At 67.3% G+C, this 24,864-nt stretch carries 19 protein-coding genes and 5 pseudogenes; 15 read left to right on the top strand and 9 right to left on the bottom strand.

Annotation, left to right across the window (positions count from 1 at the left end):
* The 7 genes and pseudogenes from AB0L21_RS37710 to AB0L21_RS37680 form a co-directional block, all read left to right on the top strand.
* Nucleotides 1-367, top strand: a 367-nt coding sequence (locus AB0L21_RS37710; protein ID WP_365788563.1) for an acyl-CoA dehydrogenase family protein, incomplete at its 5' end; no start/stop codon positions are given.
* Nucleotides 368-648: 281 nt separating this feature from the next.
* The gene (locus AB0L21_RS37705; RefSeq protein WP_365788562.1) at nucleotides 649-1,974 is read left to right on the top strand and encodes an amidohydrolase; all 1,326 of its coding nucleotides are present in this window, start codon (nucleotides 649-651) and stop codon (nucleotides 1,972-1,974) included.
* Nucleotides 1,975-2,526: 552 nt separating this feature from the next.
* A pseudogene (locus AB0L21_RS37700) lies at nucleotides 2,527-3,747 on the top strand (glycoside hydrolase family 71/99-like protein); the annotation flags it as partial.
* Between the two features lie 281 nt (nucleotides 3,748-4,028).
* Nucleotides 4,029-4,151 (top strand): hypothetical protein, encoded by a 123-nt coding sequence (locus tag AB0L21_RS37695; RefSeq protein ID WP_365788561.1) that lies wholly within the window; start codon nucleotides 4,029-4,031, stop codon nucleotides 4,149-4,151.
* Nucleotides 4,152-5,503: 1,352 nt separating this feature from the next.
* A complete protein-coding gene (locus AB0L21_RS37690; protein ID WP_365788560.1) occupies nucleotides 5,504-6,925 on the top strand; it encodes an aldehyde dehydrogenase family protein in 1,422 nt (473 codons plus the stop codon).
* Nucleotides 6,926-7,226: 301 nt separating this feature from the next.
* The gene (locus tag AB0L21_RS37685; protein WP_365788564.1) at nucleotides 7,227-8,261 is read left to right on the top strand and encodes a helix-turn-helix transcriptional regulator; all 1,035 of its coding nucleotides are present in this window, start codon (nucleotides 7,227-7,229) and stop codon (nucleotides 8,259-8,261) included.
* 635 nt (nucleotides 8,262-8,896) lie between these two features.
* Nucleotides 8,897-9,745 carry an oxidoreductase gene (locus tag AB0L21_RS37680; protein ID WP_365788559.1) on the top strand — a complete coding sequence of 283 codons (849 nt, stop codon included), beginning with the start codon at nucleotides 8,897-8,899 and terminating at the stop codon, nucleotides 9,743-9,745.
* Nucleotides 9,746-10,114: 369 nt separating this feature from the next.
* Here AB0L21_RS37680 and AB0L21_RS37675 read toward each other — a convergent pair whose 3' ends face one another.
* Nucleotides 10,115-10,270: a hypothetical protein gene (locus AB0L21_RS37675; protein WP_365788558.1), complete on the bottom strand. Its 156-nt coding sequence runs from the start codon at nucleotides 10,268-10,270 to the stop codon at nucleotides 10,115-10,117.
* 249 nt (nucleotides 10,271-10,519) lie between these two features.
* Between AB0L21_RS37675 and AB0L21_RS37670 the strand changes: the two genes are divergently transcribed.
* The 5 genes from AB0L21_RS37670 (at nucleotide 10,520) to AB0L21_RS37650 (ending at nucleotide 16,234) form a co-directional block, all read left to right on the top strand.
* Nucleotides 10,520-11,038, top strand: a complete 519-nt coding sequence (locus AB0L21_RS37670) for a (2Fe-2S)-binding protein (protein ID WP_365788557.1) — start codon at nucleotides 10,520-10,522, stop codon at nucleotides 11,036-11,038.
* A gap of 1 nt (nucleotide 11,039) precedes the next feature.
* Entirely contained in the window at nucleotides 11,040-12,029 is a 990-nt protein-coding gene (locus AB0L21_RS37665; protein ID WP_365788556.1) for a xanthine dehydrogenase family protein subunit M, read from the top strand.
* The gene (locus AB0L21_RS37660) at nucleotides 12,026-14,233 is read left to right on the top strand and encodes a xanthine dehydrogenase family protein molybdopterin-binding subunit (RefSeq protein ID WP_365788555.1); all 2,208 of its coding nucleotides are present in this window, start codon (nucleotides 12,026-12,028) and stop codon (nucleotides 14,231-14,233) included. The genes AB0L21_RS37665 and AB0L21_RS37660 overlap by 4 nt, the downstream gene beginning before the upstream one ends.
* 262 nt (nucleotides 14,234-14,495) lie before the next feature.
* Nucleotides 14,496-15,662: an XdhC/CoxI family protein gene (locus AB0L21_RS37655; RefSeq protein ID WP_365788554.1), complete on the top strand. Its 1,167-nt coding sequence runs from the start codon at nucleotides 14,496-14,498 to the stop codon at nucleotides 15,660-15,662.
* A gap of 395 nt (nucleotides 15,663-16,057) precedes the next feature.
* Nucleotides 16,058-16,234 (top strand): hypothetical protein, encoded by a 177-nt coding sequence (locus AB0L21_RS37650; protein ID WP_365788553.1) that lies wholly within the window; start codon nucleotides 16,058-16,060, stop codon nucleotides 16,232-16,234.
* Between the two features lie 30 nt (nucleotides 16,235-16,264).
* Here AB0L21_RS37650 and AB0L21_RS37645 read toward each other — a convergent pair.
* From AB0L21_RS37645 to AB0L21_RS37620, 6 genes and pseudogenes are all read right to left on the bottom strand, one after another.
* Nucleotides 16,265-16,351: pseudogene (locus AB0L21_RS37645) on the bottom strand (IS5/IS1182 family transposase); the annotation flags it as partial.
* Between the two features lie 14 nt (nucleotides 16,352-16,365).
* Nucleotides 16,366-16,446 (bottom strand): annotated as a pseudogene (locus AB0L21_RS37640) (IS5/IS1182 family transposase); the annotation flags it as partial.
* 9 nt (nucleotides 16,447-16,455) lie between these two features.
* Nucleotides 16,456-16,722, bottom strand: a pseudogene (locus AB0L21_RS37635) (transposase family protein); the annotation flags it as partial.
* Nucleotides 16,723-16,835: 113 nt separating this feature from the next.
* Nucleotides 16,836-17,293, bottom strand: a pseudogene (locus AB0L21_RS37630) (ISAzo13 family transposase); the annotation flags it as partial.
* A gap of 305 nt (nucleotides 17,294-17,598) precedes the next feature.
* The gene (locus AB0L21_RS37625) at nucleotides 17,599-18,516 is read right to left on the bottom strand and encodes a CU044_5270 family protein (RefSeq protein WP_365788552.1); all 918 of its coding nucleotides are present in this window, start codon (nucleotides 18,514-18,516) and stop codon (nucleotides 17,599-17,601) included.
* Nucleotides 18,516-19,232: an RNA polymerase sigma factor gene (locus AB0L21_RS37620; RefSeq protein WP_365788551.1), complete on the bottom strand. Its 717-nt coding sequence runs from the start codon at nucleotides 19,230-19,232 to the stop codon at nucleotides 18,516-18,518. Before AB0L21_RS37620 ends, AB0L21_RS37625 begins: the two co-directional genes overlap by 1 nt.
* A 151-nt stretch (nucleotides 19,233-19,383) precedes the next feature.
* On the opposite strand from AB0L21_RS37620, the gene AB0L21_RS37615 reads away from it, so the two are divergent.
* Together AB0L21_RS37615 and AB0L21_RS37610 are read left to right on the top strand one after the other, a co-directional pair.
* The gene (locus AB0L21_RS37615; RefSeq protein ID WP_365788550.1) at nucleotides 19,384-19,698 is read left to right on the top strand and encodes an LLM class flavin-dependent oxidoreductase; all 315 of its coding nucleotides are present in this window, start codon (nucleotides 19,384-19,386) and stop codon (nucleotides 19,696-19,698) included.
* Nucleotides 19,695-20,189 (top strand): LLM class flavin-dependent oxidoreductase, encoded by a 495-nt coding sequence (locus AB0L21_RS37610; protein WP_365788549.1) that lies wholly within the window; start codon nucleotides 19,695-19,697, stop codon nucleotides 20,187-20,189. The genes AB0L21_RS37615 and AB0L21_RS37610 overlap by 4 nt, the downstream gene beginning before the upstream one ends.
* A 633-nt stretch (nucleotides 20,190-20,822) precedes the next feature.
* Here the strand turns inward: AB0L21_RS37610 and AB0L21_RS37605 are convergent.
* On the bottom strand, nucleotides 20,823-21,389 hold the full coding sequence (locus AB0L21_RS37605) for a MarR family transcriptional regulator (RefSeq protein ID WP_365788548.1): 567 nt from the start codon (nucleotides 21,387-21,389) through the stop codon (nucleotides 20,823-20,825).
* A gap of 668 nt (nucleotides 21,390-22,057) precedes the next feature.
* Nucleotides 22,058-23,029, bottom strand: coding sequence for an alpha/beta hydrolase (locus tag AB0L21_RS37600; protein ID WP_365788547.1), 972 nt, complete (start codon nucleotides 23,027-23,029; stop codon nucleotides 22,058-22,060).
* An 878-nt stretch (nucleotides 23,030-23,907) separates the two neighbouring features.
* Here AB0L21_RS37600 and AB0L21_RS37595 point away from each other — a divergent pair.
* Nucleotides 23,908-24,594 (top strand): alpha/beta hydrolase, encoded by a 687-nt coding sequence (locus AB0L21_RS37595; protein WP_365788546.1) that lies wholly within the window; start codon nucleotides 23,908-23,910, stop codon nucleotides 24,592-24,594.
* Nucleotides 24,595-24,864: the final 270 nt, after the last annotated feature.

Genomic DNA, 24,864 nt, shown 5'->3' with positions numbered 1-24,864 from the left:
GGACTCGGTGGGCGTCCAGATACAACTGGCCGAGGCCGCACTGAAGCTGGAGACAGCCCGCCTGCACACCTACCGTGCCGTTGACGAGGTCGATCGGGCCGCCTCCTCCGGCAGCCCCCTGGACTACACCGCACGCACGCACATCAGGGCCCAGGCCGGCTTCGCCGCTCAGCACGTACTCGAAGCGGTCGGCACCGTCCTGAACGTGCACGGTGCGGCCTCGTTCGCCGAGGCCAGCCCTCTCCAGCGCGTCTGGCGTGATGCGAACGTCGCGGCGCGGCACGTGGGGCTGGTCCCTGCGGTCGGCCTGGAGGTCTACGGCAAGGCCCTCCTCGGCATCGGCGAGCGGGTGAGCCTGATGGTCTGAGTCCCGGCCCGTTCCCACCGTACGGCGGTCCGGAGCGCGTCGTCCGGTGGTCCGTCCTCCCTGGTGACCTTGGGAAACGACCGGCCCGCGAGCCTCATCCAAGGACGGACCGTGTCCGTCCTCGGGGATTGTCCTATGACGGAGAACCGGGAGATCGCGGCGTTGTGAAGACTAACGGCCCGTAGGTCAGGACCGCCGTACTCCGTGCGCCCTGAACGCCCGCCTTTCCCTCCGTGTCTTCGTGTGCGCAGCCGAGATGAACAAGATCCAGTGGAGTCTTCATGCTTGCACGACGTTTCCTCGCTTCCATCGTCCTGCCCGCGGATTCGGCATGCTCGGTGATCCGAGACGGGGCCGTCGACGTACAGAACGACGGGCACATCAGTTATTGCGGACCCTTGGCCGAGGCGCCGCCCATGGCTGTCGGGACGCCCATGACAAGACTCTCCGGAATCCTGATGCCCGGCCTCGTCAACACGCACGCACACAGTGCCATGACACCGTTGCGTGGCGCGGGCGGAGACCTGCCTCTGATGTCCTGGCTGAATGACGTCATCTGGCCTGCGGAGGCACGCATGCGTCCCGAGGACGCGCACGCGGGCATGCTGCTTGGCTGCGTCGAGATGCTCCAGCACGGCATCACGACCAGTGCAGAGATGTACATGCACGGTGAGGCGGTGGTGGACGCGGCGCTGAGCGCCGGCAGCCGGATACTCCTCGCTCCGGCTTACTTCGACCTGCCCGGCGCCGAATGGCGGAACGCCCTGGCCGCGATCGATAAGTGGATCGACGCAGACGGCTTGAGGTTTGGTCCAGGCGGGCGTATCGAACTGGGCTACGGCCCTCACTCCGCCTACGCCCTCCCCGTCGAGGCACTGCGAGCAACGGCGGAGTCGGCCGCGGCCCGGGGGGCTCTCGTTCACATCCACGTCGCCGAGTCCCTGGGGGAGGACCGGGAGCAGCGAGCAGCACACGGATCCGTCCCCCAACTCCTTGCTGATGTCGGGCTTCTGGACGGGCGGCTGCTGGCGGCCCACGCCGTGCATCTCTCACCCCATGACGTCCGGCTTCTCGCTGACCACGGGGCGGGAGTCGCCCACTGCCCCGGGTCCAACGCCAAGCTCGCCTCAGGCATCGCCGCGCTTTCCGCGCTGCGGGAGAGTTCTGTGGCGGTGGGTCTGGGCACGGACGGCCCTGCGAGCAACGACGACCTCGACCTGTGGGAGGAGATGCGACTCGCCATGATGTTGGCCCGTGCCACGACAGGGGATTCGCTGGCCCTAACCGCGAAGGACGCGCTGCTGATGGCGACCCGCAGTGGAGCCGCCGCCGTGGGTCGCCATGACATCGGCACCCTGAGCCCCGGCGCGTGGGCCGACATGGTCCACGTCGGCGTGGACGGTCCGCACTTCGCCGCAGGGCTCGAGGTCCCCGACGATCAGTTGCTCGCCAATCTGGTGTGGGCCGCAGGGTCCCGGGCCGTCCGCGATGTCTGGGTCGCGGGGGAACAGGTGGTCGCCGACGGGGAGCCGTTGCGGGTCGATCGTGTCGGGGCGCAGCGAGAGGTGGCCTCGGCGGCCGCGCATATGTTGCGGGCGGAGCCATAGATGAGCCCGGGTGGTGCCCGCAGCGGTGGCCGTGATCATGTGTGACGGTGGTCTTTGTGTCAGGAAGACCGGACCGGCCGAAGGCATGGGCCACCAGGCGCCCGGCATAGCCGCCGACGAACCCGGGGCACCCGGCGCGTACCGCCCCTGGACCTGCCGGGACGCGATGATGGCCGCAGCCACACGGTCGCCCACCGCATGGTCGGACAACCCCCCGCCGCGGTCGGAGATGGTCCGGGCATTCGCGCCGGAGCCTGCCTCAAGGAGCTGGACGACATTGCCCGCAACAGCCGTCCCTTCCCGGTGCCGATGACCGGTCCGGGGCGCAGTCTGCAGGAAGGCTCCTCCAAACGTACAAACCGACGGTACCGGTTCTCATCGCGTCCGCACGCCGGGGGTCGCCGATACCCCCCTCCGTCCCCCCAACCCCGCACGCCCGTCTCTGGACGTAAGGCATGCGTTTTGGAGCACATCGTGGCTGAGCCCTACCACAAGAAGACATGGACCCGGCGCCGGGTACTCGGCGCCGCCGCCGGAGGCACCGCGGCGACCGTGATCGGTTCGCTCCGCGTCGCCGAGGCCGCTGCTGTGTCGAGGGGTCCTGCCGCCGCGCCGTCGGCCTCCCCGGTCGGCGACGTCGTCGGCAAGATAACCGTCGGCTATCAGGGCTGGTTCGCTGCCAAGGGCGATGGCGCCCCTATCGACGGCTGGTGGCATTGGTCGGCGGACTGGAGCAAGCCGCCGTCCTCGTCGAATACCGGCATCAAGTGCTGGCCGGACATGCGTGAATACACGCACACCTACCCGACCGGCTACGCCGACCTGGGCGACGGCCGGCCCGCGACGCTCTTCTCGTCGTACGACCAGCAGACGGTCGACACGCATTTCTCGTGGATGTCCCAGTACGGGGTGGACACCGCGGCCCTGCAGCGGTTCAACCCGACCGGGGGCGAGGGCCCGACGCGCGACGCGATGGCCCAGAAGGTGCGCGGCGCCGCCGAAGCGCACAACGTGAAGTTCTACATCATGTACGACGTCACCGGGTGGACCTCCATGCAGTCCGAGATCAAGACGGACTGGACCAGGAAGATGAAGGCACACACCGCCAGTCCGGCCTACGCCCGGCAGAACGGCAAACCCGTCGTCGCCATCTGGGGCTTCGGCTTCAACGACGACGGTCACGCCTTCTCCGCCGCTGCCTGCGGCGACGTCATCGCCTGGTTCAAGTCCCAAGGCTGTTACGTCATCGGTGGTATCCCCAAGGAGTGGCGGACCGGCGGCCAGGGCACCCGGGACGGCTTCCTGGACGTCTACCACGCGTTCGACATGATCTCGCCCTGGATGGTCGGCGCCATCGGCAGCGTCGGTGAGTCCGACCATTACTACCAGTACGTCAATCTAGGCGATCAGGCGGACTGCGACGCGCACGGCATCGACTACCAGCCCTGTGTGCTGCCCGGCGATGTCTCGGTTCCCAGCCAGCGGGCGCACGGCGACTTCATGTGGCGGCAGTTCTACAACATGGTCCGGGTGGGCGCGCAGGGCATCTACATCTCGATGTTCGACGAGTTCAACGAGGGCAACCAGATCGCCAAGACCGCCGAGACCTCGGCGTCCGTCCCCGCCGACTCGGGCTTCCTCGCACTCGACGAGGACGGCACGGCCTGCTCCTGCGACTACTACCTGCGGCTCACCGCCGACGGTGGCCGCATGCTCAAGGGCCAGATCGCGCTGACCGCGACCCGCCCCACCGAACCCATGGTCGGCGGCGGCACCACCCCGCCCACCACCAGCACGGTCGTCAGTTTCAAGGCGAACGTCAACAACGCCTACGTCACCGCCGAGGATGCCGGCGCTTCGCCGCTCATCGCCAACCGTGCGGCCATCGGGCCCTGGGAGCAGTTCGACATGGTGGAGCAGGCAGCGGCTCGATCGCCCTGCGAGCGCGCCCCAACAGCCGTTACGTCACCGCAGGTGCGGCTCCGCTGATCGCCGACAGCACTACGTCGGGGCGGGGCCAGTCCTTTCAGCTCGTCCGCAACTCCGATGGCACCGTGAGCCTGCTCGCCCTGGCGAACGGGCAGTACGTCACCGCCGAGAACGCCGGTGCCTCTGCCTTGATCGCCAATCGGGCTGCCATTGGCCCGTGGGAGAAGTTCACCCTGGTCATCAACTGAGCAGTGGCGGGCGGCCGGCCGAACCAGGCCGTGGAGCAGGAGACCGTACGGCTTCCCAGGCTCATCGTCACCTCGTTGCCGCCTCACACCGTAGAACGTCAGCAGGGAGTTGCCGCTGGGAGCGTCGACTGTTCGTGCGCGCCCACCGCGGTGGCCGTACCCCTTGCCCGCGGTGCTTGCGGGTCGCGCTCCTCGTGGCCATCCCTCACGGCGGTAGGTTGGCCGACCGTTCTCCCATCCTGGATCGGTGCCGCACGCCGAGGTCCCGGCCGGGGCTGCCGTCTTCGCGCCCGGGCGGCGCACCCTCGGCGAACATTGGCCCAAGACCGTACAGTTGATGCTGGGCGTCGGCGATGATCGGCGCCTACCCCGTATCTGGGGAGCGCGGTCCCCGCTCAACACAGCATCCGCGAAGACCATGGCAGCCATAGACGATGTTGTCTGCCCGGGTCGCTTCAGTCGCTGCATCCGTGCTTACCGTGAGCCGCTTGCATCGGTCGCCGTACCCGCTGACCAGCCGGTCGAACCGGCCCCGGGACCGTTTGAGGCCGTGCAGCTTGGCCCGGCACGCAGCCGGGTCCAGGGCTGCGGAGTGGGGCGAGATACTGGTGCGGCCGTCTCAAGAGTGCCCCGACCGCCGACCATCGTGCACCGGCAATCACGCCTTGGGCGGTCTCTGCGTCAGCAACGAATTCCCACAGGGACATTGGTGCAGGTCGGCTACGACGTCCGCCTGATCGAAGCGTACGTTTGCTATGACAACGGCCGCTACATGAGGGCTGGTACAACCGCTGCGGGACACCTTCCTTGCCACGACGGCCGGCCTCAGCGTGCACGCCGACGTGTCACTTGCAGCAGGGTCGTGGGCCCTTGTGATCACGCAGGGAGGCGGAGGTTGTGGCACTCCTGCGACGGCCTGGCGGGCCGGTGACGTGTTCCACTGTACGCGCCGTCGCCGAGTGCCGTCGCCGTTGGCAGTGCCCGGCCCGACCCGAGCCACACCTGGCCTTCACATCCGCGGCGGCGCCCCGGCACAGGACGGCCCGGCTGTTCACCTTCGGGGTCGGCGTAGAGACTCGTCGGCACTGGAAGTCGCCCCCTCCGGACCTACCGGCCGGGTGCACACTACGTCGGTAGAGCTCAGCGCGCCGCAGCCCAGGTATCCGGTGGCTCTTCCCAGCCTGCTCGGGTGGTACTGGCTTTCCCAGGGACCGAGGCCCAGGAAAAGACGTCCCTGTATGCCGGGGCTCTCCGTCACCACGATGGATTCCGCGAGGCGCTTTCACACACGGGAAACCGCCTTCGCACATGGCCGTCAAGTGGCGGCGAACCGTGCATCTGATGGAGACGACATGCGTGAGTACACCAAGCTGTACATTGACGGAGCCTGGCGCGAGCCTCTCGGCGGCAAGGTCACCGAGCTGAGCGACCCCGCCACCGGTCAGGTCTCCGGACGGGTAGCGCTTGCCAGCGAGGCCGACGTCGATCTCGCGGTTGCCGCAGCGGGACGGGCCTTCCTCTCTTTCTCCCGGACAACTCGCCAGGAGCGTATCGAGCTGCTTGAGCGGATCGCCGACGAGTACGAGCGGCGCGCCGAGGACATGGCCCAGGCGGTAACCGCCGAGCTGGGTTGCCCACTGCCACTGTCCCGCGCCATGCACGTTGCCGCCGGGCTGATCCAGTTCCGGGCCGCCGCGCAGGTGCTGAAGACGTTCGCGTTCACCGAAGACCGTGGCTCCACTCACATCCGCAAAGAACCCATCGGTGTGGCGGCTCTGATCACTCCCTGGAACTTCCCCGCCCTCCAGCCGGCCGGCAAGACCGCCTCGGCGCTGGCGGCCGGCTGCACCGTCGTTCTCAAGCCCGCCCAACTGGCCCCGTACTCGGCCGTTGTCCTGGCGGAGATCCTGGAGGCTGCCGGAGTTCCCGCCGGTGTCTTCAACCTCGTCAACGGTCGCGGCTCGGAGATCGGAAACGCGCTCGCCTCGCACCCCGACGTCGCCGTCGTGTCCTTCACCGGCTCGGGTGAAGCCGCGCTCCAGGTGAACGCCGCTGCGGCCAAGAGCGCCAAGCGTGTGGCCACCGAACTCGGCGGCAAGTCACCGCAGGTGATCATGCCGGACGCTGACCTGGACGTCGCCGTGGACACGGTGCTCACCTGGCTGATGGGCAACACCGGCCAGATCTGCAGTGCGCCGAGCCGGACCCTGGTGCCGCGCGAGCGGCTGGAGGAGTTCCTGTCGGTGCTGCTCCCGCGGGTGGAGGCGCTCAGGATCGGCGACCCGCGCGCCGAGGACACCGACATGGGCCCGCTGATCTCCGGCGAACAATGGCAGACCGTCCAGCGCTACATCCAGACCGGTATGGACGAGGGGGCCCGGCTGGTCACCGGAGGCCTGGGCAAGCCCGAGGGCCTGGAGAGCGGACACTTCGTCAAGCCGACGGTGTTCACCGGGGTCACCAACGACATGGCCATCGCGCAGGAGGAGATCTTCGGCCCGGTGATGTCGATCATCACCTACGACACGGTGGACGAGGCTGTCGAGATCGCCAACGACACACGGTACGGCCTCGCCGGTTACGTCACCGGCACCGATCTTGCGGACGCTGCGGACGTCGCGTCCCGCATCGAAGCGGGTTACGTGATCATCAACAACGCGGAGTTCGACTGGACGGCCCCCTGGGGTGGCTACAAGCAGTCGGGCAACGGCCGGGAATGGGGCCCCGAGGGCATGCAGGAATACCTCGAGACCAAGGTCGTCCTCGGCCGCTGACGGCCGTCGCTGATGCCCACGGAGATGACAGGCGTCACGAACGTCGCCGACCAGCCGGCCGGCCAGGAGAGCCGGGGACTCAAGCACGCCACCGCGCACTTCCACCGCCCCTACCGTCCCTGGCACTTCCGTGCCGTGGTCGGCGTGGCGTTCGTCGTCATGGCCGCCAGCAGCGCGCCGTCTCCGCTGTGCGGGCTCCACCAGCAGCGATGGCACTTCGGTACGGCCGGCCGTTCTCACCCTCGCCGACACGGCCCACCCGCCACTGCGCGCCCGGCTCGGAAGCGACTGCGTGGCCGCCATGGACCAGGAGATCGCTCAGCTTCGCGAGGAGACCGACACCTGGCGGGAGCGGGCCCTGTCCACCGACCATGACGACACGAAGTTCGAGAAGGAGGCCGCTGTGACCGAACTGGGGGCGTACCTGCGCGCATGCCGTGCCCGGGTCAGTGCGGAGCAGGTGGGGCTGCCCACTTCCGGGCACCGCCGGGTGCCGGGACTGCGCCGTGAGGAACTCGCCTCGCTGGCGGGCGTCAGCGTGGACTACATCGTGAGGCTGGAACAGGGCCGTGCGAAGTCGGCCTCGCCCGCCATCCTCACGGCCCTGGCCCGGGCACTTGAACTGCGCCCCGACGAGGAGGAATACCTGTTGAGGTGTGCGGCGGAGGCCGGCGTGACCGGTGCGGCGAAGTCGGCCGCACCGAGAAACCAGCAGGTGTCGCGGGCGGCCCAGGTCCTCCTGGACAGCATGGTGAACGTCCCGGCGCTCGTGCTCGGCCGCCGTATGGACGTCCTGGCGTGGAACAGCCTGGGCGCCGCGCTGCTCACCGACTACTCCCGGCTGCCGGCCAAGCGCCGCAACCACATATGGCTCACCTTCCTCGACCCCGGGGTCCGCGGGCTGTACGCGGACTGGGAGAGAGTCGCCCAGGAGTGTGTGGCCTATCTCCGCATGGATGCCAGCCGTTACCCGGACGATCCCGAACTCGCCCGGCTCGTCGGGGAACTCTCCGTGAAGGACCCCGACTTCCGCCGATGGTGGTCCGACCACCAGGTTCGGTCCCAGCGGCATGGCCGCAAGGAGTTCGTCCATCCGGTCGCCGGGGAGCTCAGCCTGGACTTCCAGGTGCTCGATGTGCGCGGCTCCACGGACCAGAGCCTGCTCGTGTACACCGCGGAACCGCACTCGCCGAGCGCGCAGGCCCTGACCTTCCTCGCAGGCTGGGCCGCCACCGAGCTCCCCACGAGGGCGACGGAGACGGCAGGTCCGCCTCGTCGACCGGGAACCGTGCCTTCGGCGGAAGAGGCTGGGGACAACCAGGCACCGGGTGGGTAACACTGTTGTGGCTGGATGTACGTGACCACGTTGGCAAGCCTGGTACTGCCGGGCATGGTCGCCCGGAAATAGACATGGCCGACTAAAATGTGCGGAGTACGGTAGTCCTCGCAATGTGGCTGGTCTCGTCTTCTGCGGATCACCAGCGCAGCTTGAGAGTGATGAGCCCGCGACGAGAGGAGGGGTTGCGCCCTCTTGCATCCCACGGAACCGCAGCGACCGTGTCCCTGACCAGGTACTGCCACCTCGCGCAACGTGCTCATCGAGGGCGAACGGTCGGCCGCGACCATCGATGCCATCGCGTAGCGCTGGAGGAGCAGACCACGGCCTGCACACACTGGCCGTCGCGCTCTACGACGGACGCCAAAGCACTCGTTCTGACCGATTAGTTGTCCCTGCTGGAGTCCGGCAACAGTTGGGAGGACCGAGTGCTTCCGGGCAACGGGAGCCATCACCACGCTGTGGCAACGCGCGTGACACCCCGCTCCACACCGGCACGACATACTCTAGGATCACTAGTTTTCTACAGGTTCCCCGGCCACCATCCCTCAAGTCGAACACGCCGAGAAACTGGCGGACACCGCCCCGGGCGGTTCTGCGCTCCGAACAACCCACCATTGCGATCGGAGAGACGCATGTCGCGCACATTCCTGATCACCGGTGTCAGCAGCGGCCTCGGCCGCGCCTTCGCCACCGCCGCCCTCGAAGCTGGCCACACCGTCGTCGGCACCGTCCGCAAGCCCGACCAGGCCGATGCCTTCGAGCAACTCGCCCCCGGCCGCGCTCACGCCCGCATCATGGACGTTACCGACACCGACGCCGTTGCGCCGACCGTCGCGGCCATCGAAGACGAGATCGGCCCCATCGACGTACTCATCAACAACGCCGGTTACGGCGTGGAAGGCACATTCGAGGAGACCCCGCTCGACACCTTCCGCCACCAGTTCGATGTCAATGTCTTCGGCGTTGTCGCGGTCACCCAGGCCGTCCTGCCGCGCATGCGTGAACGCCGCGCCGGCCACATCCTCTTCGTGACCTCCATGGGCGGTCTGCGCGCCTTCCCCGGCCTGGCCGCCTACCACGGCTCCAAATTCGCCGTCGAGGGCATCGCCGCAACACTCTCTCCCGAGGTCGCGCCGTTCGGCATCCACGTCACCGCGATTGAACCCGGCTCCTTCCGCACCGACTGGGCCGGCCGTTCCATGGACCGCGTTGAAAGCACCATCGCTGACTACGACGCGGTCTTCAGCCCCATCCGCGAACGCCGCATCGACATGAGCGGCAAGCAACTCGGCGACCCGGCCAAGGCGGGCCGCGCCCTCCTCACCATCATCGAAGCCGAGAACCCACCGACCCACCTCATCCTCGGCAGCGACGCCCTCCGGCTGGTCGCCGAGGCCCGCTCCGCCTTCGATGCGGAGACGGCCGCCTGGAGCGAGTTGTCTCGCTCCACCGATCTCCCCGACGGAGAACAAATAGCTTGAGTGTGACGGCTGCCCTTCTTGCTTCGTGACCGCCACGGCCCGCCGGGCACGGCCGCTCGGACATCGTTGGCGTCCACGACCGTCGGCGCCTGGGACTGATGCTTCGCTGGAGGAACATCGTTCACCGCGAGGAGCCCCCGGGTGATCGCTCTTGTCTCACTCACTGGTGCGCACTCAGGACGTAGGAGCCGGACGCAGTAACATTGCGGAGCGATTGAGCCAGTAAGAGGTCTGATCCGACTGACACCCCCCATGCTGCAGCGCGGCCCGGGCCGGTGCCGCAGACCAAGTGTCCGCCATGGTTGGTGAGAGCCACTGCGCGTCGTCGACCACACGGCCCGACCCGTGCCGCAGGCCGTTTGCGCTGGATCACTCCCGGACCAGATGGCCGAAGCACGCGAGGTCGAGGGTGGCGGGAGCGTCGAATCGAGCGGTCGAGGCCATGACGTCCCTGAGATCCACCGACTGCATCGGCGAGTTCCGGCGGCGCTGCCCGCGGCAGAAGGCGGTCTGGAGCGCTGGCACCGGGAACTGTACGTACTGTTGGACACCATGTCCGATGCCGCTTATGATCGGCAGAGTCCCGGTCGGTGCACCCCCCGAGCCCCGGCCGGGACCTCGGGGACTCGGCACGTCCCGCGCGTCTCACCGGGGAATAGTTGTCGGTGTCCCCCGATGGCACGCCAACCCAGACACATTGACAATTCGAAATCACCGATGTCGCGGGACTTCTCCGTCGGAGACGATGTCTCTCGGACTCAGATTTGAGGCGCCATGAAGCAGGTTGGGACCGGGGCACGCGTTTCCGGTCAGTCACCCCCCGAGCCGCCGTACGTGGACATCACACTCAACGTCAACGGCAGCCCGTACACACTCCGAGTCGACGCACGGGTCACTCTCCTGGACGTCCTGCGCGACCACCTGGGGTTCACGGGAGCGAAGAAGGGCTGCGACCAGGGCGCGTGCGGCGCCTGCACGGTGATGGTCGACGGCAAGCGCGTGGTGTCGTGCCTGGCACTGGCCGCCCAGTACGAAGGTCGCGCGATCACCACCATCGAAGGCCTGTCCACCGACGGCGAGCTGCACCCCATGCAGGCGGCGTTCGCCCGGAACGACGCGTTCCAGTGCGGATACTGCACGCCGGGCCAGATCATGTCCGCCATCTGCCTCATCGCAGAGGGACGCGCCGAGTCGGATGAGGACATCCGGGAGTTCATGAGCGGCAACATCTGCCGCTGCGGGGCTTACCCGAACATCCGCGCGGCCATTCGCGAAGTGACAGCGGAGAATTGACATGCAGCCCTTCGAGTACGTCCGCGCCACCGATACTGACGAGGCCGTGGCCGTGGTGACGGCCGAACCCCATACGTCCTTCCTCGCCGGCGGCACGACGCAGCTGGACCTCATGAAGGACGGCGTCCTCCGCCCCGACCGGCTCATCGACATCACCGGCCTCCCGCTCGGCGGCATTACCCGCACCGATACCTCCATCAGGGTCGGCGCACTGACGACCATGGAAGAACTCGCCGCGGACAGCGTCGTACGGCAGCGACTTCCCTTCGTGCGCGAGGCCCTGCTCCTGGGCGCCTCGACGCAGCTACGCAACATGGCTACCATCGGCGGCAACCTGCTCCAGCGCGCACGCTGCCGGTATTTCCGGGATCCCACCGTTGGTGCCTGCAACAAGCGCAGCCCCGGCTCCGGTTGCGCGGCGATCGCGGGGATGCACCGCATGCACGCGATCCTCGGCACAAGCGATCACTGCATCGCCCTTCACGCCTCGGACGTCGCGGTGCCCCTGGCTGCGCTCGATGCCGTCGTGCACACGCAGGGTCATGACGGTAAGCGGTCCATCCCGCTCACCCAGTTCCACCTCCCCCCGGGCGACACACCGCACATCGAAAACGTGCTGAAGCACGGCGAACTGATTACTGCGGTCGAGATCCCGCTCCTGCCGGAGACCGCACGGTCGAGCTACCTGAAGGTCCGTGACCGTGCGTCCTACGAGTTTGCCCTGGTCTCGGCCGGAGCGGCTCTGGTGATCGAGGACGGTGTCATCCATGAGGCCCATGTGGCGCTCGGCGGGGTCGGCACCGTTCCCTGGCGGGCCTGGGGCGCGGAGGACATCCTGCGCGGGGCCGAGGCCTGTTCGGGCGTCTTCCGGGCGGCCGCCGAGGCCGCACTCGAAGGTGCTCGGCCGTTGCCCGGCACGGCCTTCAAGGTGGAGCTGGCCAAGCGCACCCTCATCCGCACCCTTGAGACCGTCGCGGGAGCGTCATCATGACCACTCTGGAAAACGGCAGGGTCGTCGGTGCGGGCCTCGACCGCGTGGACGCGCCACTGAAGGTGACCGGATCGGCCCAGTACCCCAACGACTTCTCCCTCTCTGGCATGGCGCACGCCGCCTTGGTGGGCAGCACCATCGCCGCAGGGCGCATCACCGGCATCGACGTATCCGAGGCGCTTGCGGCTCCGGGAGTTTTGGACGTCATCACCCATCGAACCGCGCCGAAGCTCCAGCGCGGCCCGATGACACTGTTGGGCGGCTCCCCGCCCCCGCCACTCCAGGATGACCGGGTGCTGCACTACGGGCAGCACATCGGCATCGTCGTCGCCGAGAGCGCCGAACAGGCCCGCCACGCGGCCCGCCTGGTCAAGGTCGAGTATGAGACGGGCAAGGCCGTGCTCGACATCGACGATCCCCGGGCAGAGATCGTGGAGAATCCCTGGGGGCTCGACACCGAACGCGGTGACGTGACCGCTGGGTTCATGCAGGCGGATGTTGTCGTCGAGGGAACGTTCACCACCCCCGACAACACCAACAACCCGCTTGGACTCATGGCCACGCTCGCGTCGTGGCACGGCGACACCCTCACGGTTCACGACTCCACGCAGTGGCCACACAACGTGCGTACCTCTCTGGCCACGATTTTCCAGGTGCCCGAGAGTGGCATTCGAGTCCTGGCCCCCTTCGTCGGGGGCGGCTTTGGCGCCGGCCTGCGGGTGTGGTCGCACGTCATTCTCACGGTGCTGGCGGCTCGTCAGGTCAAGCGACCGGTGAAGCTCGTCCTGACCCGACCGGAGATGTTCACCTCCGTCGGCCATCGGCCCAACAGCGTCCAGCAGATCAAGATCGGCGCGACGCGTGTCGGCGACCTGGTCGCCATCGAGCACCGCGGCATCTCATCCGTGGCGATGGAGGACGACGACTACGAGCCGGTTTCCTACGGATCGGCCGTCTCTTACGCCTGCCCCAACGTATTGACACGGGACCGACAGGCACGGCTGAACATCCCGTGCCCCGGCTCCATGCGCGCACCGGCCGAAGGCCAGGGCAACTTCGCCCTGGAGTCCGCCATCGACGAGGTCGCCCACACGCTGGGCATGGACCCCCTGGAACTTCGCCTGCGGAACTACGCCGACGAACACCCCATTCTCGGCCGGCCCTGGTCGAGCAAGGCACTGAGAGAATGCTATGTCCAGGGTGCGGAACGGTTCGGCTGGTCGCTCCGTACACCCGAGCCTGGTTCCATGCGGGACGGCCGTTGGCTGGTTGGATACGGCCTGGCGGGAGTCTCGTACCCCTTCTATCAGGTGCCGTGCCAGGCACGCGCCTCGGTACGGCGCGACGGCTCGGCCTACGTACGCAGCGCCGCCACCGACATCGGTACGGGAACCTATACGGTCATGACCCAGCTCGCGGCGGAGCTCCTCGGCCTCGACGTCACGCGGGTCCGGTTCGACCTCGGCGACTCCGACATGCCCTACTCGCCCCAAGCCGGCGGATCCGGCCTCACCGGTGCCCTTGGGAATGCTGTCCACACCGCCTGCCGCCACCTGGTGCAGGAATTCCTCGACGTGGTGGCCAACGACAGCCAGTCACCCCTGCGCGGAGCCATGCTCGACGACGTGTCCGTCACCGACGGGCGCATCCACCGCCGCGACGACACCGAAAAGGGAGAATCGTACGTCGACATCCTAGCCCGGCACGGCCTTGAGGAACTGACCGCCGACGGTCGAAGCACCCCACCACGGGAAGACGACCTCGGCATGGCCGTCGCTGGTGCCTTCGGAGCCAAGTTCGTCGAGGTGCGCATCGACCCGGAGCTCGGGCTGCTGCGCGTGGCACGGGTGGTCTCCGCCATCGACGGCGGACGCATCCTCAATGACAAGACCGCCACCAGCCAGATCGTCGGCGGCACGGTCGGCGGCATCAGCCAGGCCCTTTTCGAGGAAACGATCACCGACCGCAGCACCGGGCGCATCGCCAACGCCACCTTTGGCGACTACCTCATGCCCGTCAACGCGGACGTTCCCGACATGGAGGTGTTGTTCGTCGGCGGACCCGACCAGGCGACCGCCGTGGGCAGCAAGGGAGTCGGCGAGGTCGGTCTGGTCGGTCTGGCCGCAGCCATCGCCAACGCCGTCTTCCACGCCACGGGACGCCGAATCCGCTCTCTCCCGATCACCATCGACCAACTGATGTGACAACCGCGTACGTTCACTGGGCCCAGGTGTCGTCATGGATTTCCGTTGACGGCACACCTGGGTTCAGCGGCGGTCGTGCACTGTGAGAAGGGAGGGGACATGGCCGAGGGTATCCAGCGACATCGACAAGCCGGCCATGGGAAAGGAGTGGCAGCGCGCCCGGCGGCCTCCGGTGACGTCCGCTCCCGGATCGTCCGTCCGACCGGCGTGACAGCCGCGACCGCCCCATCGCGTACGCAGTTCATCAGCATCGAGGAGGAACATGCTGGACATCGCTGGAGAGTTGCACCGGTGGGTCGAGCAGGAACGTGACTTCGCCGTCGCGACGGTTTGTGCGGTCAGTGGGAGCGCGCCCCGCTCGCCGGGCGCCGCGCTCGCCGTGAACGACGAGGGGACGGCCGTCGGTTCCGTATCGGGGGGCTGCGTAGAGGGTGCGGTGTACGAGCTGTGCCGACAGGCGCTGGAGGACGGCGAACCCGTACGGGAAAGCTTCGGCTACACCGACGACGACGCCTTCGCCGTCGGCCTCACCTGCGGGGGAGTGATCGACATCTTGGTCACGCCGTTCCGCGTCGGTGACGAGCGACGGGGAGTGGTCGCGGCCGCCCTGTCCTCGGTCGTTGCCAGTGAACCCGTTGCCCTGGCCCGCATCGTGGACGGTCCTGCCGAGTTGATCGGCCGTGGCCTGGTGATCGTGCCTGCGGGCTCGTTTCAGGGCACTTTGGGGGATCAGGCCGAGCTGGACCTCACTGTGGCTGCCGAGGCGCGGGCCATGCTGGCCGCGGGCCGTACCGGAACACTGGTGGTGGGCCGGGACGCCGCCCACTGCGGTCAGCCCCTCACGGTGTTGGTCGAATCGAGCGCTCCGCCCCCACGGCTGATCGTCTTCGGCGCGATCGACTTTGCGGCTGCCCTGGTGCGGTTGGGCAAGTTCCTCGGCTACCACGTCACCGTGTGCGACGCCCGACCGGTGTTTGCCACCGGAGCGCGTTTCCCGGAAGCGGACGACGTCGTCGTCGAGTGGCCGCACCGCTACTTGGAGTCCACTCGGGTCGACAACCGGACAGTGTTGTGCGTGCTTACCCACGACGCTAAGTTCGACATACCATTGCTCAAACGGGCGCTGAAACTTCCGGTGGCCTACGTGGGAGCCATGGGATCCCGGGCCACCCATGCGGACCGAACACGCCGACTGCTCGAATCAGGTCTGACGGAGCGGCAGTTGAGGCGGCTGCGGTCACCGATCGGTCTCGATCTTGGCGCCCGCACACCGGAGGAGACCGCCTTGTCGATCGCCGCCGAGATTGTCTCCGACAGGCAGGGCGGCTCAGGTCTGCCGTTGACGACGATGCCTACTCCGATTCATCACGACACGACGAGTACTTCCGGTGACACCGGCCGGGCCTCGCTGTTCCGCTCTGCTGGATGACGGTCCGCAGGGCCGGCTACGTAGCCTTCCGGACTGCAGTGGTGATCGAACGAGTGAGAAGCCATCACGCTCGTAACTAGGGGATAAACGTGATCTTCATCGTCAAGGACGAGAAAGGCAACGAAGCCGAGGTGGAAATCGAGGTGGAAGACACCTTGGTCGACGTCGAGCCGCCGTCCCGCGTCTGGGTTGGGCGTAGCTAACAGGGAGGCGTCTGAATGCGTGTGAACGACTCGCACGGTACGCACACGCTGACGCGCCTCGACACACTGAGGGTCGCCCGCCGCGTGGTCTAACAGCACACCGCTCGGCAACTGGCCCTGATCGACAAGTGGATCGCCGAGGAGGAACGGCGGGAGCGACGGCAACAGTGACGCGAGACGGCCCGGCCATCGGTGCCCGACTGGCTGATTCAGTACGGCCTCCATGTCCCGGCAAGCCCCGAAGCGGTCTCCCCGTTCGCCTTCCCGTCTGCCGACCAGGCCGGCTGCCTCTCCATCCCGTTCGACAGCGTCGTGCCCGCATGCGCCATGTTCGTCTGCTGCGTGAACAACCTCACCCTGACCAGGTGACGGGCAAACGGATGGCCAGTCAGCACACCGTGCAATGACCGCGGCCCTGCCGACAGCGTCCTTCGCGCCGGACAGCTCCCACGCCTTGCAGTCCTTGCGGTTGCCGGGCACGAACCTTGCGGTGAGCGGTGTTCTTTCCGCGCCGGGAGTTCAGCTTGACCGCGTTCGCGACAGTGCGGGATGACCAGGCCGGTGCCCCGGTAGCCGCCATCTGTAGATGATTACGAGACGGCCCTTGGAAGGGCTTGCCGGGAATCAACACGTTGGTTTGATCTTGGTTCCGTCGGTTCGAGGAATCGGACGGCGTCGTCGGGTGTGCGGAAACGGGCTGTTGAGGCGGGGAGCTGGACACCGTGGGCATCCAGGAGGGGACGGACGTCTTTCACTGCCCGGCTGATGGTCATGGCGGTGATGTTGAAGAGCTGACCGAGAAGTCCCTGAAGAGCATGTTTCTGCAGGTAGAGGATGGTGACCAGGATCTGGTCGGCGGGAGTGAGGGGGGCTTGCGGCCCGTGCCGCGGGCGACGCGGCGTGGGCCGCCGCGGACTGCGTGACGGACCTGCTCGCGGTGCTCATCCAGCCGAGGGATCAAAGGTGTGGGTCAGGTCGCTGAGTTGCTCGCGGGACATGCCGGTGAGCTGGGGGTGTCGCAGGTCGTGGGCCGTGAAGGGGGAGGGACAGTGGCCGGCCTGCGTCGCCGAGGAAGGTCCGAAGTCGGTTGGTGATCTTGAGGGTGAAAGGTGTGGTTCCAGTCTCCGTGGAAGCGGTGGCGTGTGATCTCGGCGAGGCGGCGATGGCCTCATCGCTGATCCGGATGCCGGTGGGGTAGTGGCTGCTGTGGAGTACGGCATGCACCGTCAGGCCGGTGTGGCTGGTGGTCGCGGCGATGGTCTGGAGCATGACTTCGTGGCTGGTGAGGGGTCTGCCACGCCAGTTCATGGTGATGTGGCAGAACAGCCGGTGTTCGATCTTGTTCCACTTCGAGGTGCCGGGCGGCAGGTGACACACGGTGATCTCCAGGCCGGTCTCGGCGGCGAGGCAGGCCAGGCCGGTCTTCCAGCCGCGGGTTTCCGGGACGGGCCGACGCGGCGATCGACGCCCATCACCATCACCGCACCCTTGGCCTGCTGGCCGAGGGGCGCCCCAGAGCGGACGACACCGAGGGCCATCGAGCATGCGGGACCAGTGCCGCGCGCGGCCCGCCCGTCGGCTTCCGCCGCGTAGGGCTCTTCCGCACAAGGGGCTTGTCGGCCCGGCGTGCGCGGCGGGGCACAGGCAGCGCCCGTCTCGCGGCTGTGTGAGGGCGGTCCCCGTCGGGCGCTGACAAGGCGGGATACGTGCGACTCGCGCCCAGCTCGATGAGGTCAGTCGGCCGGAGTCTGTCCGACCTTGTCGACCACGTCGATGTCGAGCAGTGCGGCGCGGTCGGAGCCGAGGTAGCTCAGATTCTTCTTCTCGAAGACCCAGACCTCGTGATCCTTGCCGTCACCGAAGGCGAGGCCGACACCTGCCCGGCCGGCCGCGTCCTGGGCGTCGTCCACCACGGTCACGCCGGGGATCCTGGCGGCGGTCCGGTAGAGGGCCGCCTCCACCGCGGGCAGCAGTGTGGCGCCTTGGAGCATGGAGCCGATCATCTCAAGAGCCGCTTTTTCGTGGGTGGGGCCCTGGCCCTTCGTGGCAGTCCAGATCTTCTTGTACAACTCGCCGGTGTCAGTGGGCAGTGCCTCCAGCTCGCGGTAGGTGGTGCCGTTCGGGTCGGCTTGGAGCTTCATGTCCCTGGTGCGTTTCCCGGAGGGGCCGGCCAGCACGGTGATACGGGAGAGCCCGTCGCGCTCGCCGTCGACGGCGAGCCAGTCCGAGCGCCGGAAGGTGTCCTGTCCCTCGTCCATGATCTGCTGGGTGCCCTGCGTCACGGTGTAGACGTACTGTTCGTCTCGTACGGGTGGGGTGTCCTGGGCGGCGGCGACCGCGGCGATGCGGTTCAGCAGCTCGACTGCTTTTGGATCGGTGGACGGCTGCCCGCCCCGGCCGATTACCACGGTGAGGACCGCGGCGACGACTGCGGCCACGGTGCCGAGGGGGATGGCGGTCGCGGCGAGCAGCCGAAGCGGCCGGGACGGGACTGGGCCATCGCCGGCCGAGCGGGTGCTCGGCGTGGGTGCTTCGCGGGTGATCTCTTGCATGAGATGGGCTTCCAGCTGGGCCAGGCGGTCGCTCGGCAGGGCCGGCTCACCCGGGCTCGGCAGCAGCCTGGCCAGTTCTTCGCGCTCTGTGGGGTTCATCAGTGTCTCTCCTGTGTCGACCGGGCCGTTTCCGTGACGTCATCCGGTTCCTGTCCGCGGGCGGGGAGGCGTCTCGTCCTTGGCCCGGTCACCAGCCGGCTGGCCGGCCGCCCAGTGCGGTTCGCGAGTTCATCCTCGGCCAACCGTCGTAGACGTTGCCGGGCGCGGGAGAGCCGGGAGCGCACCGTGCTGACGGGGACGTGGAGAGCCGCGGCGGCGTCGGAGTAGCTCAGCCCGGACCAGACGCACAGGGCGAAGACCTCTCGTTCGCGTGGACGCAGCCTTTCCAGGGCGGCCCGGGCGGCGGCGAGCCGTTCGGCGTTCTCCATGCGGCCGACCAGGGCATCGGCGAAGTCGGGCACCGTCTCGACACTGGCGTGGCGGTCCGCAAGTCGGTCGAGTGCGGCCTTGTGCCGCCGGGCGGCACGCCGGGTGTTGCGCAGCACATTGGTGGCGATGCCGAACAACCAGGCCCGCAGGCCGTCACCGGTCTTGTCTTCACTGCCGGCACGTGCGGTGAACTCCCCGTCGTCAAGCAGCCTTTCTCGAAGTCGCCAGGCCTCCAGGAAGGTCAGTGAGACCACGTCCTCGGCCGAGTTCTGATCACCTAGCCACCGTGCGGCGTGGCCGTGCACGGCCTGCGCATGGTCTTGGAACAGGCGCGCGAATGCCTGTGTGTCACCGGCTCGTATGCGAGCGCGTAGAGAAAGGTCCACGCCACGTCCTGTCCGTCTGCCGGGGGCCGTCCTGGGCGATGTGCGCCACGGCGGGCAGCTGCGCACCCAAATGTGCTGGTAAGCAAATGGCCTTACAGCAAGATGACATAGGGGCTGTCAAGGAGATTGCCTGTATCCCGGAGGGTTCTTCATGCCCGACTACGGCCACGAGCTGGTGCTCGGCACCTTCATCGCACCGACCGCGCAAGATCCCGACCGAGTGGTGCAGTTGGCGGAGCTGACGGAGGCGGCCAGCCTCGACCTCCTCTCCGGGGGACGGTTCGAGTTGGGTCTCGGTGCGGGCGCCTTTCCCAAGGCCGTCCATGGAATGGGAGGTCCTGGCCTCACACCCGCGCAGGGCGTGAAGGCCCTGAACGAAGCGATCAGCATCGTCCGGGGTGTCTGGGACACCAGGCAACCGGGGCCCTGCGCCACGACGGTGAGTTCCACTCGGTGCCTGCTATGAAGCGCGGCCCCCGCCCGGCCCACGAGATAGGTATCTGGCTGGGCGCCTACAAGCCGCGGATGCTGCGCCTCACCGGCCGCAGGGCCGACGGCTGGCTGCCGACGCTGCAGTACATCCAGACACCCGGTATGGCCGAGGCGAACACGATCATCGACGATGCCGCGCTGGAGGCAGGCCGCGATCCCAGCGAGATCCGCCGTCTGCTCAACCTGTTCGATGTCGGTTTCTCCGCGACGCGACACGGCTACCTGCAAGGACCCCCGCAGCAGTGGGTGTACGAGTTGCTCCCCCTGGTGCTTGAGCTCGGCTTCTCGGCGTTCCTCATCGGACAGGACGACCCGCACGTCATCCGGACCCGAATGGGATCCGCAAGAGGTGTTCAACCGCAACGTCAACATCCCGCAGGCTCTGTGACGGGCCAGGCACACGCGCTGGACGGGAATGCGGGACGATGGGGAAGACGACCCTCTCCCTGTCGATCATGCTTCTAGCTTCTATCCCGCACCGCCCGCGCCAATAGGTGCCGATGCCTCCCGTGGAGCGTCCGCAGTGTGGACGGGGCGAGCGTGGCGCGGTGGTCTCGCAATTCATGGTCGGTGGGCTTGCCGGCGAGACGCTCGCGGACGGAGCACATTCCGGGGAGGTCGGCCGTCGACGGATTCCAGACCCACGGGCCACATCTCCGAGAAGTTGTCCGCGTCGAACAACGCCGACTGCTTCTCCTCGGTACGCGAGAGATACTGCCGGCTCTGGACGGTCACGACCCGCTGGCGGCGGTCTTGCTCTTCCAGACGACCACGGCGCCGTTCCTCTGATCCATGCCTGTTGTGACCGGTGATTGACACCCGCCCAGGCAGCGGATCCTCCAGCCGCAGAGCGCACGCGAGACCGACCGGGCCCCGCCGGTGCTCGTGACCGGGAGAACGTTTGGGTTCGCGGAAGCAACGCCCGGCAGGGAGATGCGACCGGTCGAGTGCCGGGGTGCGATCCGCATCGCCAGCCGACGGTCGCGACCGTCAGGTGAAGAGGGCACATTGGCGACGCGGCCGTGTGTCGCCGGGTTTTCGAGCTGAACTGCCCGGCGGGCTGTTTCCCCTGGTGATGGCACGGCAGGGGAAAGGGCCTCACGCGTTGGGGCGTGCTCGTCTGCGCCGGGTGACGCGCGCAGGCGTCTCGGCACCAGTCGGATCCGCGGCCCGGTCACCGGGGGGCTTCTGTTCGTTCTCGCTCACCTGGCGCGCGATCGCGTACAGCATGTCCCGGAACGCGGTCTGCGACTCCTCAGGCAGGACGGAGAGGAGTCGCTGGTCGATCTTGTCGACCTCAACGTGCAGCGCCTTCCACAGCTCCGCCCCGCGTGGGGTGGCGATGATCTGCCGGCTCCTGCGGTCCGTCGGGTCCGGCTTGCGTTCGACCAGGCCGGCTTCTTCCAGGTCATCCAGTAGATAACTCATCATCGTTCGGTCGATGCCCAGCCGATCGGCGAGGAACCGCTGGCTGCTGGCCTCCCCTCGGACCGCCGCCGCGAGGATGAAGTAACCGCGAGGGCCACCGGGAAGGTCTGCGACGGTCGCTTCGACAGTCCTCGCGTAGGCGCGGAAAATCACTCCGATCGCGAACCCGAAGTCATCCTCCAGCAGAGGCGTCACGGCCGACGACTTGGCTCGACCGTCTGCGCGTTTCGACGTCACGAAGACCCCCCGAAGAACATGGCGGTCGGAGCAGGGATGCCAGGTTCGCGGCTCGGGACCACTGGCGTCTGGCCGCGTCGGTATGCCCGGCTTTCCGGGGTAGCTGCCGGGGTGCGACTGTGTCGTTCATGGTGCATTGGACGTCACAATAATCTCATCGCAAGATGATATGCAACGCTTACGCGCGGCGTCTTACCTCCTCGCTGATTGCCTGCCTCCGAACACGATTCGCATGGCGGCGGGTGACAAGGGAAGAGTCACGCTGGTCCGGCGGAGTCTGTTCGAGCGTGGGGACTCAGTCGCCGGGATCATCAGGAAGCGCGCGCAGGCAGGATCGCCTCGCCGTGGGTGCGGAGCCAACGACGGGCGGGCTCCTGACCCCCCGGTCGGCGGCTCAGCGCGGCCCCGGATTCGAGATGTGCGCGACCCCGTCACGCTCAAGCGCGCCTGGTCGGAGGTTCGTGGTGTGATCCGTACCGGCTCCGATGGCCACTGTCTTGGCAGTGGCCATCGGAGCCTTCCGCCCGGTGGTTTGGCGGTCGCCGGTGGGCGGGCAGGGGAACCGTCACACCCCTCGGAGGTGATCAATTGTCGCTGGGCGTTCAGGAGTCCTTCGGTGGTGGCATCGCCAACATCCTGCCTTTCCCTCAACTCGTCAGCGGTAGAACTCAGTCGTCGATGCTGCGGAGGAAGTCGAGGATCTGGTCGGTCACGAAGTCCGGCTTCTCCTGCTGGACCCAGTGTCCGCTGCCCTGCACAATCACGGGCTCACGGAAGTCGGCGTGCAGTTTCGGCAGGACGGGCAAGGCCTCCTGCATTCCGGGCATGTCGAGCACCACGTCGTGCTCGCCCAGGAGCAGCATGGCCGGCATGGGAAGCCGCATACCGTGGAAGGGCGCGGTGATCTCCCAGTTGCGGTCGAGGTTGCGGTAGAAGTTCAGTCCAGACGTGAACCCGTGGCGCTGGTAAGCGCGTACGTAGGTCTCCAGGTCTTCCTCCGTCAGCCAGCCGGGCAGTTCCTCGGGGTCCTCCCACCGGTCGATCATTCGCTCACCGGGACGAACGAGGAAGCGGGTCATGACGTCATCGGCGGGGTTGTCGCCGCTGAGTCCATACAGCATGCGGCACAGCGTCCTCCGCACGTCCTGATCGAACTCCGCGTCGACGACTCCGGGTTCCTGGAAGTAGGTGAGGTAGAAGGTACCTTCCTGCGGGTCGAACATCTTCTCGCTGGCCTTGACGAAGGACTCCTCACCTCGTCCGGGGGGCGCGCTGATCCCCATCACGGCGCGCACGAAATCGGGCCGCATGGTGGCGAGGTCCCAGGCGCACTGGCCACCCCAGTCGTGACCGATGACCGCCACCGACTGCTCACCAGTGCTCGCGATGAGGCCCACAATGTCTCCGACGTAATGGGCGATGCTGTACGCGTCGACGGATGCCGGGCGGCTGCTCTCTCCGAAACCGCGCAAATCCGGGGCAATGACGCGATACCCGCTTTCCACAAGCGGGTCTATCTGGTGACGCCAGGAGTACGCGGTCTCCGGGAAGCCGTGCAGCAGAAGCACGACGGGCCCGGTGCCCTTGTCGAGGACAGACAACTCAACCCCATTCGTGAATATCTTCTTGCACTTGTCCATTTGTTACTCCTTGATAGCCGCGACAAGCGGGCCTGCGTGGCGCCGCTTGCCTCACCGTCAACTACTGTGTTTTGCTGCGATCTCTCCATTGATCAGCCGGATCCTCAGTATCGCTGTAGGAATTCCTGAGGTGGGACAGAATCGGCTTCAGCCCATGGCTGTCGTGCGTGTGGGCGGCCGAACTCCGACGTGTAGGAGCTGTCCTGATCGATGGCATGCCGGGGAACCACGGCGTTCACCCGTCACCCGGTGAGGGTGATGTTGTGCAACCGGGCGACGCCGAGCACGGCTTGGTGGACACCGTTGCATCGAGACGGGCGCTCGTGCGGGATCCAGTTTTTCGAATCAGTCTGGCCGCGCTCGCGCAGTGCGGATGACGAGGCCGGTGCCCGATCTCCTCTGCTTCACGGGCACCGGCTGGTCAAATACCAAGCGCCGTCGTCGCTCTGAGTGGGTCGAAGCTTGAGCCGATGAAGCAAACATCGCTGTCAGACCCACACCTGCGAGGGGCGGAAAGGCGTGACTCGCGCATGGGGAAAGAGAGTTCTTGGGCCATGCCCCTGTCCGCGTCCTTCCGCCTGATCGTAAATCATGCTGGGCATGCTGTTCAACAGCCTGCCCAGTTGGTCGTGCACGCTTTGAGGTGCTCCACGTCCCCTGTGGACGCCTTCTGCACCAGGGGAGTCAGGAGCCGGCCACCAGCTCGCCAGCTCGGGCGTTCCCCTGCGCGGTCGACTGCCGCCGACCACGTCGAAGCGGTCGTCTGTGTGCACGATCAGTTGTTGCACAGATCGTCGGACATAGTGTCTAATCGTTAAGCGGTCGTCTGTGAGTGCGGCTGGACGCACATCGTTCGTTGCTGAAGAAAGTAGACCTGTGTGACCGACGGGATTTCCCGCCCCACTCTGTTCCTGGTGCACGGGGCATGGCACGGCGCATGGTGCTGGGAGAAGCTGACGGCGCTGCTGGATGCCGAGGGGTGGCGGGTTCGGACGATCGACCTGCCGAGCGTCGGTGGAACGGCTGGCGTCCAGCACGACGTGCAGCAGCTGCTGCAGGAGCTGAGGCGCATCGACGGTCCGGTGGTGATCGTCGCCCATTCCTACGGAGGTGTACCGGTCAGCCAGGCTGCCGCCGACGCGGGGAACGTCTCGCGCATCGTCTACCTGTCGGGCATCCAGCTGGATGTCGGTGAGAGCGTTATGGGCTTCGCCGGCGCTCCCGTCCCGCAGGAGCCCCGCGACCTGGAGCCGGTGCCGGCTGATCCGATCGCGGTGTTCTACGGTGACGCGCCCCGACCCGAGGCCGAGCAGGCCGTCAAGCGGCTGGTGCCCCAGAGCACGAAGTCTCTGTGGGACGTCCTGACTAAGGCGGCGTGGCATACGGTGCCGTCGACGTACATCATCTGCGAGGACGACCAGGCTCTGCCCGTTCAGGTCCAGCAGGTACTGGCGAAAAGGTCGGACGTGGTGCACCGGATTCCGGGTGACCACTCGCCCTTCCTGTCGAGGCCGGGTGAACTCGCCGCTCTCCTGTCGAGGATCGCACTCGAGTCGGACGGCTGAGTACGGCTGAGACCCTCGCGGGTCACATCCGGTCGCTGGGCAGTGTCCGCTGTCGCGCCCTGCACGCTCGGATGCGGGTTGGTGGCGGTCTTCCCCGCAAGCAGCAATGCAGAAGGAGAACGTCGTGAACAGCAACAGCAGCCAGGACGAGACAGGTCTGCCGTCCAGGGAAGGCATCCGAGCTGAACTCGTCGGTCGGGCCGTCGCCCTGCAGCCGCTGTTGCGGGCGCAGGCGGCGCGGGGTGAGTCGGACCGCGCGCTGCCGGGGGA

Source organism: Streptomyces sp. NPDC052721 (genome assembly GCF_040678315.1).
Taxonomy (GTDB): Bacteria; Actinomycetota; Actinomycetes; order Streptomycetales; family Streptomycetaceae; genus Streptomyces.
This window is presented reverse-complemented; position numbering and strand designations above follow the sequence as displayed.

Coding starts and splice junctions, on each gene's coding strand:
- AB0L21_RS37705 (WP_365788562.1), top strand. CDS start 649: ATGCTTGCACGACGTTTCCTCGCTTCCATCGTCCTGCCCGCGGATTCG.
- AB0L21_RS37690 (WP_365788560.1), top strand. CDS start 5,504: ATGCGTGAGTACACCAAGCTGTACATTGACGGAGCCTGGCGCGAGCCT.
- AB0L21_RS37685 (WP_365788564.1), top strand. CDS start 7,227: ATGGACCAGGAGATCGCTCAGCTTCGCGAGGAGACCGACACCTGGCGG.
- AB0L21_RS37680 (WP_365788559.1), top strand. CDS start 8,897: ATGTCGCGCACATTCCTGATCACCGGTGTCAGCAGCGGCCTCGGCCGC.
- AB0L21_RS37670 (WP_365788557.1), top strand. CDS start 10,520: ATGAAGCAGGTTGGGACCGGGGCACGCGTTTCCGGTCAGTCACCCCCC.
- AB0L21_RS37665 (WP_365788556.1), top strand. CDS start 11,040: ATGCAGCCCTTCGAGTACGTCCGCGCCACCGATACTGACGAGGCCGTG.
- AB0L21_RS37660 (WP_365788555.1), top strand. CDS start 12,026: ATGACCACTCTGGAAAACGGCAGGGTCGTCGGTGCGGGCCTCGACCGC.
- AB0L21_RS37655 (WP_365788554.1), top strand. CDS start 14,496: ATGCTGGACATCGCTGGAGAGTTGCACCGGTGGGTCGAGCAGGAACGT.
- AB0L21_RS37625 (WP_365788552.1), bottom strand. CDS start 18,516: ATGAACCCCACAGAGCGCGAAGAACTGGCCAGGCTGCTGCCGAGCCCG.
- AB0L21_RS37615 (WP_365788550.1), top strand. CDS start 19,384: ATGCCCGACTACGGCCACGAGCTGGTGCTCGGCACCTTCATCGCACCG.
- AB0L21_RS37610 (WP_365788549.1), top strand. CDS start 19,695: ATGAAGCGCGGCCCCCGCCCGGCCCACGAGATAGGTATCTGGCTGGGC.
- AB0L21_RS37600 (WP_365788547.1), bottom strand. CDS start 23,029: ATGGACAAGTGCAAGAAGATATTCACGAATGGGGTTGAGTTGTCTGTC.